This is a genomic window from Microcoleus sp. LAD1_D3, from assembly GCF_036702135.1.
Classification (GTDB): Bacteria; Cyanobacteriota; Cyanobacteriia; order Cyanobacteriales; family Microcoleaceae; genus Microcoleus.
This window is the reverse complement of sequence record NZ_JAUBSB010000099.1, coordinates 1-12878: the sequence shown is the minus strand read 5'-3', so window position 1 is coordinate 12878 and position 12878 is coordinate 1. Positions and strand designations below refer to the sequence as shown.

7 protein-coding genes are annotated in these 12878 nt (G+C 47.5%); 5 read left to right on the top strand and 2 right to left on the bottom strand.

Annotated features, from left to right (window positions below):
- Nucleotides 1-340: 340 nt before the first annotated feature.
- Entirely contained in the window at nt 341-2569 is a 2229-nt protein-coding gene (gene psaB, locus QUA74_RS28325) for a photosystem I core protein PsaB (protein ID WP_333335797.1), read from the bottom strand.
- 110 nt (nt 2570-2679) lie between these two features.
- On the bottom strand, nt 2680-4974 hold the full coding sequence (gene psaA / locus QUA74_RS28320; protein ID WP_333335794.1) for a photosystem I core protein PsaA: 2295 nt from the start codon (nt 4972-4974) through the stop codon (nt 2680-2682).
- Nucleotides 4975-5618: 644 nt separating this feature from the next.
- Between psaA and QUA74_RS28315 the strand changes: the two genes are divergently transcribed.
- From QUA74_RS28315 to QUA74_RS28295, 5 genes are all read left to right on the top strand, one after another.
- The gene (locus tag QUA74_RS28315; protein WP_333335791.1) at nt 5619-7247 is read left to right on the top strand and encodes a hypothetical protein; all 1629 of its coding nucleotides are present in this window, start codon (nt 5619-5621) and stop codon (nt 7245-7247) included.
- Between the two features lie 83 nt (nt 7248-7330).
- Entirely contained in the window at nt 7331-8299 is a 969-nt protein-coding gene (gene arsM, locus QUA74_RS28310; RefSeq protein WP_333335788.1) for an arsenosugar biosynthesis arsenite methyltransferase ArsM, read from the top strand.
- Between the two features lie 252 nt (nt 8300-8551).
- Entirely contained in the window at nt 8552-9988 is a 1437-nt protein-coding gene (locus QUA74_RS28305; protein WP_333335785.1) for a site-specific DNA-methyltransferase, read from the top strand.
- On the top strand, nt 9969-10967 hold the full coding sequence (locus tag QUA74_RS28300) for a type II restriction endonuclease (RefSeq protein ID WP_333335783.1): 999 nt from the start codon (nt 9969-9971) through the stop codon (nt 10965-10967). The genes QUA74_RS28305 and QUA74_RS28300 overlap by 20 nt, the downstream gene beginning before the upstream one ends.
- Nucleotides 10968-11146: 179 nt before the next feature.
- Nucleotides 11147-12787, top strand: coding sequence for a thioredoxin-like domain-containing protein (locus QUA74_RS28295; RefSeq protein WP_333335780.1), 1641 nt, complete (start codon nt 11147-11149; stop codon nt 12785-12787).
- Nucleotides 12788-12878 lie beyond the last annotated feature (91 nt).

The following is a 12878-nucleotide window of genomic DNA, read 5'->3' as shown; positions in this document are numbered from 1 at the left end:
AGTTTTGAAGGAATATATTAGAAATCAAGAAAAGCCGTCCTAGAAGGACGGGGCTTGAATCCCGTTTTTTTGGTCAATAATTGTATTCACAACCCAGTCCTCTCCATAAACCACTTATCCCCGAAACTTGGGAACCTAACTACTAATTTTACCCCGCTCGCACTATAAATTTTTCTGTAGGTGCAAATTACCGCGAAAAGCTTTGACCTGAAGGTTTTTAGGACTGATCGATCGCCCTCAGATTCCTGATTAACAGCTTCAGTTAAACAACATATACAAAAAAATCCCCCGCCAGAAGGCAGGGGATTTCATTTAATTACCTAGAAACCAGAGTTCAGAGTTACCCGAATTTCCCGGCCGTCGAGGCAATTACAAAGGCAGCGTAAGTGAGGATGTATCCCACAGTAAAGTGAGCCAAACCAACAACACGACCTTGGATGATGGACAAAGCAACAGGCTTGTCTTTCCAGCGAACCAAGTTAGCCAAAGGAGTGCGCTCGTGAGCCCAAACCAAAGTCTCGATCAACTCTTGCCAGTAACCTCTCCAAGAGATCAGGAACATGAAACCAGTTGCCCAAACAAGGTGTCCGAATAAGAACATCCAAGCCCAGACTGACAAGTTGTTAGTACCATACGGGTTGTAACCGTTAATCAACTGAGAAGAATACAGCCAGAGGTAATCGCGGAACCAGCCCATCAGGTAGGTAGAAGACTCATTGAACTGAGCCACATTACCTTGCCAGATGCCCAGGTGCTTCCAGTGCCAGTAAAAAGTTACCCAGCCCAGGGTGTTCAGCATCCAGAACATAGCCAGGAAGAAAGAGTCCCAAGCAGACACGTCGCAAGTACCGCCACGGCCGGGGCCGTCGCAAGGAAAAGCATAACCGAAGTCTTTCTTGTCCGGCATCAGCTTAGTACCGCGAGAGTCTAGAGCTCCCTTGACCAAGATCAATGTGGTGGTGTGCAAGCCTAGTGCGATCGCATGGTGAACCAAGAAATCGCCAGGTCCGATCGCCAAGAACAGAGAATTAGTACCGCTGTTGATCGCGTCCAACCAGCCTGGGAGCCATACGTTACCGTAGTTGGGCCAAGCGGTAGAAGCAATGCTGTCAGGGTTAGACAACAGCACGTCCATGCCGTAGAGAGCTTTTCCGTGAGCAGCTTGGATGAACTGTGCGAACACTGGTTCAATCAAGATTTGCTTTTCAGGAGTTCCGAAAGCAACTACAACGTCATTGTGAACGTACAAGCCGAGAGTGTGGAAGCCCAAGAACAGCGACACCCAGCTCAAGTGAGAGATAATCGCTTCTTTGTGCTGCAACACGCGATCGAGCACGTTGCCTTTGTTTGCTTCAGGATCGTAGTCCCGCACCAAGAAGATAGCTCCGTGGGCGAAAGCGCCGACCATGATGAATCCAGCAATGTACTGGTGATGGGTGTAAAGCGCAGCCTGAGTCGTGAAGTCCTTACCTATGAAAGCATAGGGAGGCATCGCGTACATATGCTGTGCTACCAGGGAGGTAATTACGCCCAAAGCAGCGAGGTGAAATGCCAGTTGGAAGTGCAGCGAGTTGTTGTAAGTTTCATACAAGCCTTGGTGAGGCAAGTTGAACTGTCCTTCACTCTTGCCGCCGATCAAACCAGCCTTAGAATCCAACATCTCTTTGATGCTGTGACCGATACCGAAGTTAGTCCGGTACATATGACCGGCAACGATAAACAGAACTGCGATCGCCAAGTGGTGGTGAGCGATGTCTGTCAGCCACAGGGATTCTGTTTGAGGGTGGAAGCCGCCCAAGAAAGTCAGAATTGCGGTTCCCGCGCCTTCGGAAGTACCGAAGACATGGTTCGCTGCATCTGGATTCTCGGCGTATACGCCCCAGTTACCGCTGAAGAACGGAGCCAAACCGGCCGGGTGAGGCGGGGTAGACAGGAAGTTGTCCCAACCTACGTGCTGTCCGCGAGATTCGGGGATAGCAACGTGAACCATGTGACCAGTCCAAGCCAAAGAGCTGACACCGAACAAACCAGCCAAGTGGTGGTTGAGGCGAGATTCAGCATTTTTGAACCAAGACAAGCTGGGGCGGTACTTGGGCTGGAGGTGCAACCAACCTGCGAACAGGAAGACAGCGGCCAGCAGTAGCAAGAAGATAGCTCCTTGATACAGGTCGGCGTTCGTCCGAATCCCTTGAGTGAACCACCAATGGTAGACACCGGAGTAAGAGATGTCTACTGGGTTAGAAGCGCCCCCTTGAGTGAAAGCTTCTACTGCAGGAGCGCCGAATTGCGGGTCCCAAATCGCGTGAGCGATCGGGCGGACGTTTAGGGGGTCTTTAATCCACTGTTCAAAGTTACCTTGCCATGCTACGTGGAACAGGCTGCCCGAAGTCCACAAGAAAATGATTGCTATGTGGCCGAAGTGAGAAGCAAAAATCTTTTGGTAAAGATTTTCTTCCGTCATGCCATCGTGGCTTTCAAAGTCGTGTGCTGTGGCAATCCCGTACCAGATCCGCCGTGTGGTCGGGTCTTGGGCAAGGTCTTGGCTAAATTTTGGAAATTTCGTTGCCATAAGCCTTGATTAATCCTGAATCCTGAACAAAATTGAAGGGATTCGGTTCGGAGTTTGGATTCTCGATTTGAGATTCCTCCCAAATCGAGAATCCAAAACCTAGGGGTAGTTTACCCTACCGAAATGATTCGCGCTAGGAAAAATGCCCACGTAGTGACAATTCCTCCTAGGAGGTAGTGAGCTACACCCACAGCCCGACCCTGAATAATGCTCAGAGCGCGAGGCTGAATGGAGGGACCTACTTTGAGCTTATTGTGAGCCCAAACAATCGACTCAATCAGTTCTTGCCAGTAGCCGCGGCCGCTGAACAGGAACATCAAGCTGAAGGCGAAGACGAAGTGTCCAGCTAGGAACATCAGACCGTAGGCCGACAGTGCCGAACCGTAGGACTGAATCACCTGAGAAGCTTGCGCCCACAGGAAGTCCCGCAGCCAGCCGTTAATCGTGATCGAACTTTGTGCGAAGTTGCCGCCGGTAATGTGAGAAATTGTGCCGTCTGGCGATACTGTTCCCCACACGTCCGACTGCATTTTCCAGCTAAAGTGGAAAATCACGATCGAGATGCAGTTGTACATCCAGAACAAGCCTAGGAAAACATGATCCCAACCCGAAACTTGGCAGGTACCGCCACGGCCGGGGCCGTCGCAAGGGAACCGGAAGCCCAAGTTGCCTTTGTCAGGAATCAAGCGAGAACTGCGTGCAAATAACACGCCCTTCAAGAGAATCAGGACTGTAACGTGAATGGTGAAAGCGTGGATGTGGTGGATCATGAAATCCGCCGTACCCAACTCGATCGGCATCATCGCTACTTTGCCGGCGACTACTACTGCACCGCCACCAAAAGCGTGGCTGACGATTTCCGTAGCATTAGGCGCTGTTGTGCCCGGAGCCAAGGCGTGGATGTTTTGCACCCACTGGGCAAATATCGGACGCAACTGAATCCCGGTATCCGAGAACAAATCTTGAGGACGACCGAAAGCCCGCATCGTGTCGTTGTGAACGTACAAACCGAAGCTGTGGAAGCCCAAGAATATACAAACCCAGTTCAGGTGGGAAATTATCGCATCTCTGTGACGGATCACGCGATCGAGCAGGTTGTTGACGTTACCGCTCGGTTCGTAGTCCCGAACCATGAAGATTGCTCCGTGAGCGGCTGCTCCAACAATCAGGAATCCGCCTATCCACATGTGGTGGGTGAAGATGGACAACTGAGTCGGGTAGTCCGTCGCGATGTAGGGGTAGGGAGGCATCGCGTACATATGCTGAGCCACGATGATGCTCAGAGAGCCCATCAGTGCCAAGTTAATGGACAGTTGCGCGTGCCAAGAAGTAGTCAGGATTTCGTAGAGACCTTTGTGACCTTCACCAGTGAAGGGGCCTTTGTGGTTCTCTAGGATTTCTTTCATGCTGTGGCCAATGCCCCAGTTCGTGCGGTACATATGACCAGCAACGATGAACAGCACTGCCAAAGCTAAGTGGTGGTGTGCTGTATCGGTCAGCCACAGACCGCCCGTCGTCGGGTTCAGACCGCCTTTGAAGGTCAGGAAGTCTGTGTATGCGCCCCAGTTGAGGGTGAAGAAGGGGGTTAAACCTTTAGCGAAACTCGGGTAGATGTCAGCCATCAAGCCCGGTGTCAAAATCCACTCGTGCGGCAGGGGGATGTCGGCAACTGTTTTGATCAGCTTGCCGCCGACTGTCAGCGGTGAACCTGCATCGATCGCGTCCATGCAAGCATTGATCGGCAGAGCAACGTGAATTTGCTGTCCTGCGAAGCCCAAGCAACCGCAGCCTAGCAAAACTGCCAAGTGGTGGTTCATCATCGATTCCACGTTCTGGAACCATTCCAGTTTCGGAGCGCGGACGTGATAGTGGAACCAACCGGCAAACAGCATCAAAGCTGCCATTACCAGGGCGCCGATCGCAGTGCAATATAGCTGGTATGAGTTAGTGATGCCGTTGGCGCGCCACAGTTGGAATAGACCAGAGGTGATCTGAATCCCATGAAAGCCGCCGCCTACATCTGCATTTAAAATTTCTTGACCAAAAATCGGCCAGACCACTTGAGCGCTGGGCTTGATGGCTGTAGGATTTGTCAGCCAAGCTTCGTAATTGGAAAATTTAGCGCCGTGGAAATATGCGCCACTCAACCATACGAAGATTACTGCCAAGTGGCCGAAGTGAGCGCTAAAGATTTTGCGCGAAACGTCTTCTAAGTCACTTGTATGACTGTCAAAGTCGTGAGCGTTAGCGTGGAGGTTCCAAATCCAAGTGGTGGTTTTTGGCCCCTTAGCTAGAGTGCGATCAAAATGACCGGGTTTTGACCACTTCTCGAAAGAAGTTGGAACCGGATTCTTATCGACTACTACCCTAGCTTTTACCTCTCGCTCTGGAGGACTAATGGTCATGAAGACTCTCCTCTCGGTAAGACAAGGAACGAGAACTGAACACTGTACCGGACACTCCCCACGCTTGATTAGGCGGGGGATTCTCGAAAAAGCCGACACTACATGGCACTTTACTCTTTGCAGAGCTAGACGCAGGTGCATCGTTTCCCCAAGCATTTTGCTTCTGTGAAGAAGCCAGTTTCCCAGTGTCGCTAACAATGTGACTGGGTACTGCTAACTCTTCTCGCTATCTGGAGCCGCCGATCGCGTCCTTGATTCAGACTTGATACGCCTGCTCCTTTTGAGGGAGTTTTATGAATTATAAGCTTGCTAGAGAAGTATTAATCGCTTGTTAACAATACTTAAAAAAGGCTCAATTCTTGATGTAATAACGCCTTTAAATCCCACAGTCCCTCGAAAAAGTCAAGGGGTACTGCCATTAACTTTACAAAACTCAAAGATAAGGTAATTTAGGAATACTCATTTGTAGATATATGTTTTGGAAAAAGGCTGCAGCAATTAATAGTCGGAGAGGAGGGGTTGCCCGCTGCTGCCTCAATCCGGGTTCCTACGCCGCTTTGAAATTCCTGAGTGGCAATTCCCCCATACTAAATTCATTTTTGGGCTATAGTTCCCTATGAGAAGGCTTCTAGGAGTATGGTTGCGTGATTGGGATCAATTGGCACAGAACGGTTGCGGGCAGGCTGGTGGCATTGTTCGCAGTAGCAGTATTAATTTTGGGTTTAGCAAGTTGTGGCGCGGGCCATCCCGAATTGCCCAAATCAGGGAACAAGAGCGGCTCAGCTACCGCCCCAGTAAACAGAATTTCAGAGGTTTCTCCCCCAGAAGCCATTCAACAACTGCGTCAGGCTCTAGAAATCTACCAGCCTCAAATTAGTATTTTGTATCCATTACCTGACGAAGTGCTTCAGGATATAAATGTGTCTGTTCAGTTCCAAGTGAAGGACTTGCCCATTTTCAAAGAGGCAAACTTGGGTTTGGGCCCCCATCTGCAAGTTTTATTAGACAACCAACCTTATGCAGCAGTTTACGACATCAACCAACCTTTAACGCTGTCGAATTTAGAACCCGGAACCCATACCCTCCAGGTGTTTGCCGCTCGCCCTTGGGAAGAAAGCTTTAAAAACGAAGGTGCCGCGGCTCAAACCACCTTTCACGTTTTTACCAAAACAGATGACAATAATCCCGATCGAACATTGCCTCTATTAACATACAACAGCCCCCAAGGCAGCTACGGTGCAGAGCCCATCCTGCTCGACTTTTACTTGACAAATGCCCCCACGCACCAAGTGGCGCAAGAAAATTCCCAAGATGAAATACTCGATTGGAAAATTCGAGCCACAGTCAACGGGGAAAGCTTTGCGATCAACCAGTGGCAACCTATATATCTTAAAGGATTCAAACCAGGCAAAAACTGGGTACAGCTAGAATTAATTGACGAGCGGGGAAATATCGTCAAAAACGCCTTTAATAATACAGTCAGACTGATAAATTTCCAGCCGCTTGGCCAAGAGCCTCTTTCAAAATTAGTGCGGGGCGAACTAACAGCAGCAGAAAGTCGCGGTATAGTCGATCGTACCTACCAAGCCCCCGAACCGACACCAACCCCAACCCCCGAACCGACACCGACACCTGCATTAGAAAAAACACCAGTTGTCCCACCCTCACCAGCGGTTCCAGAAACCCCTGTTACCCAACCCAGCTTAGAGCCAACAGTCATTCCCGAAGTTGCTCCCATTCCAGTAATAGAACCGACACCGACAGCAACCCCCCAACTCGAAGCGCCGAAAATTGTAGAACCAATTCAAGCAATAGAACCGACGCCGACAGCAACTCCACAGTTAGAAGCGCCGAAAATTGTAGAACCAGTTCAAGTAATAAAACCGACAGCGACAGCAACTCCACAGTTAGAAACCCCGAAAGTTTTTGCACCCGTTAAAATAATAGAACCGACCCCAACAGCATCTCCCCAAACAAAAAAACAGGAATATAAAGGATACTACAATCGGTTCCGCAACTTCTTGCGTGAAGAACCCCAATCTGCTAATCCTTCATATCCGCCAACCCTGCCAGAAATAACAGAAAAAGCTCCAGTACCAAAAGTAGTCGCTCCCGCGATACCAGAACAGTCTCCCAATCTTGTACCGCCAACGCCACCAGTTGCCGCTGAAACTCCTAGCCAGCCAACCAACGAATTAGCAGAACCCGAAACAACTGTTTCCGAACCAGAAAATCAGCCCAAATCCGAACAAAAAGTCGAATTTGCCACCTAACAAAATCTTTCTGGGCTTCGTGGCCTGGGCGTCCCGCCCGTGCTCCATCTGCAGGCAAAAATCAAAAATTAGGACACTAAAAAATGACCTACCTCGAAACAGCAGCCAAATTCTACAGCGATGTCGCCGAAACACCCCAACTCGGACTTTGCTGCGTCCAAAGCAGTCCCTTGCAATTGCCAGGATTAAAAATTCCCGAACAAATGCAAGAAATGAATTACGGCTGTGGCACAACCGTTCACGCCGCCGAACTCGTCGGCAATCCCTTCGTGCTTTATGTAGGCGTCGGCGGCGGCTTGGAAGCACTACAATTTGCATATTTTTCTAGACACAAAGGAGCGGTTATTGCCGTCGATCCGGTTCCAGCAATGCGAGATGCGGCTGCACGAAACTTGCAACTAGCCGCCCACGAAAATGATTGGTTTGATCCGAGTTTTGTAGAAATTTGTGAAGGCGATGCTTTTGCCTTGCCGGTGCCGGATGCTTCTGTAGATGTTGTCGCCCAAAACTGCTTGTTTAATATCTTTGAACCAGCGGATTTAGCTAAAGCATTAAAAGAGACTTATCGGGTGTTAAAACCGGGTGGCAGATTGTTGATGAGCGATCCGATCGCAACTCGCCCCATTCCGCAGCATTTGAAGGAAGACCAACGCTTGCGCGCCTTGTGTTTGTCCGGCGCTTTGACATACGCAGAATACGTTCAACACCTTGTAGACGTTGGTTTTGGGCAAGTCGAAGTGCGGGCCCGCCGTCCTTACCGGCTGCTCGACAAACACAATTATCAATTAGATGCGGATTTGCTGTTAGAAAGCCTGGATTCGGTGTCTTTCAAAGTGCCTGTACCGGATGATGGAGCTTGCATTTTCACTGGCAAGACGGCGATTTATACGGGGTCTGAAGATCTGTTTGATGACGGGGCAGGTCACGTTTTGCAGCGGGGAGTTCCGGCGGCGGTGTGTGATAAAACTGCTGGGAAGTTGGGGGGATTAATGCCGGATAAGGTGTTAATTACGGATTCGACTTGGCATTATAACGGCGGCGGTTGCTGTTAGATTTTGTGGGGTTAAGTCGATGGCAAGTGCGATCGACCAGAATAAAATTAACGGTGTATTGGTGATGCTGGAAAATAACAGCAGGGAAAACCAAGGAGAAAATTGGGGCTCAGCAAGAGGGGCGAATTTCTGAAGCTGTTAATTTTGTGGTTCGTCAGAGAGAATTTACAAGGGTAGCGAAATCTACCCGTTCTTTGATTGGAGATACTGGTATACTACGATCGACAGTTAGTTATTTAATAATTTGTAGTCATGGTAAATATGTCAAGCATCTCCAACATCGCCTCTGAAGTGGAAAGTGACTTTCTGGGAGAGATTGATAACCTTGACAGGCAATTACACGAGCGCTTTCAAGACAAGTTTGTAGTCCAGCCCTCGCTTACGCGACTTTTGGTTAGTTTTCAGGCTAACAAAACTAGACCCATTTATAGGTGGTACAAGTATAAGGAAGCTTTCTCCGCTTCTCTGGTAGAGTTCTTATTCCAAAAATATCAAGTCATTCAAGGCAAGATTTTAGATCCTTTTACAGGTAGTGGAACTGCTTTATTTGCTGCTAGCGACTTGGGAATAGATGGTGAGGGGATTGAATTATTACCTATTGGGCAACAAATAATTAATACCAAAATCCTTTTAGACACTGCCTTTACTCTTGATGATTTTCAGCGGCTAAAGACATGGTTTAATTTGCAAATATGGAAACAATTTGAAAACCCAGTCACTCTGCCAGAATTGAGGATCACTAAAGGAGCTTACTCCGAACAAAATAAAATAGAAATTGAGCAATATCTTGGAGCTTGTTATCAAGAAAATACCAAGATTCAATCAGTTTTAGTCTTGACTTTACTGTGTGTTTTAGAATCCGTAAGCTATACACGCAAAGATGGACAGTATCTTCGTTGGGATTACCGTTCGGGTCATGGCACGTCAAAGAAGTCCTTCAATAAAGGTGAGGTTCTTGAGTTCAGTCAAGCTATTACCAAAAAATTTAATGAACTTGTTAACGACTTAGAACCTCCTACACACCAACTTGAGCTTTTTCAAACTCAGAATAATCAACAAGGCAAAATTAATTTGCATCAAGGTTCTTGTCTGAAGATAATGCCCGATTTGCCGGACTCTACATACGATGCAATCATCACATCTCCACCCTACTGCAATCGATATGACTATACTCGCACCTATGCACTAGAGCTAGCTTTACTAGGAATTTCTGAAAAGGAATTAATTAATCTGCGTCAGGAAATGCTAAGTTGTACGGTTGAGAATCACCCCAAAGATTTATTGGCTATCAATCCGGCTTGGGAAATAGCTTTAAGTATTGCTAATTCGCAAACTCTATTGCAGGCTATATTAAGATACTTGGACACCCAAAAGTCACAGGGTATATTGAACAACAATGGTATACCAAGAATGGTAAGAGGATATTTCTATGAAATGGCTTGCGTAATACAAGAAAGCTTTCGTATCCTTAAACCAGGGGCATTTTTGTTTATGGTTAATGACAATGTGCGCTACGCAGGTATAAGCATTTCAGTGGACATGATTCTTTCTGATTTTGCTGAAAAACTAGGCTTTGTTACGGAAAATATTCTCGTCTTACCAGGTGATAAGGGGAATAGTAGTCAACAGATGGGAAACTATGGACGCGCTCCTTTGAGGAAGTGCGTTTATGTATGGAAAAAACAATAACTCGATACCTATGTGTGCTTATCGTAACCACCTTCAATCCAGTGACGATCTTGTCACAACCTATGAAGACACTCGTGCGGGTTTTGTTGCACTTGCCCTTGAAAAAAATCGACGCGCTACCCCTTACGTGGCCCAAGCAAGAGCACTTCAAGAAGCTGCTGGTCAAGCTGAGAGTCCTGCTGATTTGTTAAATGTTAAGGGCATTGAAATGGGATTGTTGACTGCAGCAGGATTATCTGACAAGTCTCTTGCTCATTTGATGCCAAAGGATAAGAGTGAAGCTATCAATGGTCTAATCAGGAATTTTCTTGAGCCAGCAGGCACAAATTTTGTGGAGGAATTGGTCTTTAGATTTCTACTGACTCGTGGTGACACGCTTGGTGGCTCAATGCGTAATGTTGGCGGAGCATTGGCACAAAGAAAACTAACTCGTGCTATCCTCTCGACTCTCACAATTGCTAGTAAGAGATATTATTGGCAAGACTCAAAGACAAAAAAGTGGATAGCCATGACAAATGATGACACAGGAATTGAGTTGTCTTTACGTGGGATAAGTTGGGAGAGCGAGCTAGGTAATCGCACATTGATTTATAACCTAACTGTTCCACTCGTCAGGAGCAATGTGGATTTGTGTTTATTTAATCTTGCCCCGACGGAGTTGGTAGCTAATAAATCCAGCGCAATTGAGCCATCTATCGTGGCACCCTATGTTATTGCATTGGGCGAACTTAAAGGTGGAATCGATCCTGCAGGTGCAGATGAGCATTGGAAAACGGCACAAGCAGCACTAAATCGCATACGCGAAGCATTTTCCACAGTTGGACACTCACCTCTGACTTTCTTTGTGGGATCGGCAGTTGCAAGAAGGATGGCGGGTGAAATCTGGCATCAACTGGAAAACCGGAGTCTCAGTAATGCTGCAAATCTGAATCAGGAGAATCAAGTTGCATCTATTTCTCGTTGGCTATGTAATTTATAAAAGCAACAACCGTTTTGACTCGGTGTCGGTTTTACCATCCTCCCTCGCCCCCGTCTTGTGGCACAGCCATCTTCGCTGTCTCCAAAAACCCTGGTTTAATCAGCTTTCTTCCCATCCTGCCAAACTTCCCGCTAAATTAAAGAAGTAAAAAAATCATTCACGCCCTACCAGGAGATGCCATGCCCCGCGTCCGAGCACCAGAATTCCCCGCAAACTACCCCTGGCTGAACACCGACAAACCTTTATCCATTGAATCTCTAAAAGGCCGGGTCGTCCTCCTCGACTTCTGGACGTACTGCTGCATCAACTGCTTGCACGTCCTCCCAGAATTAAAATACCTCGAACAAAAATATAAAGATTCTCTCACCGTTATCGGCGTTCACTCTGCCAAATTTGAAAACGAAAAAGAAGTAGAAAACATCCGCCAAGCTATCCTCCGCTACGATATCGAACATCCCGTAATCGTTGACAGTGGCATGAAAGTTTGGCAAAGCTATGCCGTTCGCGCTTGGCCGACTTTAATGGTGATCGATCCTGAAAGTTATGTCGTTGGCTTTGTTTCCGGCGAAGGCAATAGAGAAGCACTGGACGAATTAGTTGGCAAGTTAATTGCTGAATACAAAGATAAAAATGCACTTAACTTTAAACAACTCAGTTTTAGCTTAGAAAAACAGCGCAAACCTGTATCAACACCGCTGGCTTTTCCCGGTAAAGTGCTGGCATTTGCCATCGGTGCAACGGAGGCCAAACAGCTTCACCAACAGGTCGCGCTTTTGGGCGAAATGACTGAGGATAATGAATCTGTAGATGAAACTGTATTGCCCGGACCTGCTAATTCAGTCATACAAAACTTAGTCGGTTCTTGCTTATTTATTGCCGATTCCGGACACAATAGGATTGTTGTCAGCACCCTCGAAGGTGAGGTGCTGCACGTCATCGGTAGTGGCAAACCGGGTTTAACTGATGGGGACTTTGAAGAGGCTGAGTTTTTTGCACCTCAAGGTATGGCTTTTGATGCAGAAAGCCAAATTCTATATGTTGCTGATACGGAAAATCATGCTCTCAGAAAGATTGATTTTACGACTCAACGGGTGGAAACTGTTGCTGGTACGGGCGAACAAAGTCACGAAATTTCACCCCGCAGCGGCAAGGGTTTAGAAACGCAATTGAATTCGCCTTGGGATTTAGAAAGAGTTGGAAATAGACTTTTTATTGCAATGGCGGGTTCCCACCAAATTTGCGAAATGCAGTTAGACACTGGCACGATCGGCACTTATGCGGGTATTGGCCGAGAATCCTGTGTGGACGGAAATCTTGCAGAATCTGCTTTTTCTCAGCCCAGCGGCCTCGCTACGGATCGATCGGAGTTGTTTGTTGCTGACAGCGAAATTAGTTCGATTCGCGCTGTGGGTATAGATGAAGACCCGAAGGTTCGCACTGTTTGCGGTAGCGGTGAATTGTTTGGTTTTGGAGATAAAGATGGTCGCGCTGATGAGGTAAGGTTGCAGCACTGTTTGGGTGTTGAATACGCTCAAAATTATCTCTGGGTTGCTGATACTTACAATCACAAAATTAAGCGGATCGACCACCGAGGCGGTACGTGCAGAACTATGATTGGAGATGGTACAGCGGGTTTGGTGGACGCTAAAGGCCTTAAGGCTCGATTCTTTGAACCTTCAGGGTTGAGTGCGATCGGGCCTCACTTGTTTGTTGCTGATACCAACAATCATGTAATTCGGAGAGTTGAGTTGGATACGCTGGAAGTCACAACTTTGGATTTCCCCGGTTTGTGCCCTCCTGATGTTTGTCTTCCTGATTAAGCCGATCGACCTTTTTGACCAAAAAAACGGGATTCAAGCCCCGTCCTTCTAGGACGGCTTTTCTTGATTTCTAATATATTCCTTCAAAACT

Excerpts from the sequence above, each read along its gene's own strand:
- psaA (WP_333335794.1), bottom strand. The coding sequence starts at position 4,974 with ATGACCATTAGTCCTCCAGAGCGAGAGGTAAAAGCTAGGGTAGTAGTC.
- psaB (WP_333335797.1), bottom strand. The coding sequence starts at position 2,569 with ATGGCAACGAAATTTCCAAAATTTAGCCAAGACCTTGCCCAAGACCCG.
- QUA74_RS28295 (WP_333335780.1), top strand. The coding sequence starts at position 11,147 with ATGCCCCGCGTCCGAGCACCAGAATTCCCCGCAAACTACCCCTGGCTG.
- arsM (WP_333335788.1), top strand. The coding sequence starts at position 7,331 with ATGACCTACCTCGAAACAGCAGCCAAATTCTACAGCGATGTCGCCGAA.
- QUA74_RS28305 (WP_333335785.1), top strand. The coding sequence starts at position 8,552 with ATGGTAAATATGTCAAGCATCTCCAACATCGCCTCTGAAGTGGAAAGT.
- QUA74_RS28300 (WP_333335783.1), top strand. The coding sequence starts at position 9,969 with ATGTATGGAAAAAACAATAACTCGATACCTATGTGTGCTTATCGTAAC.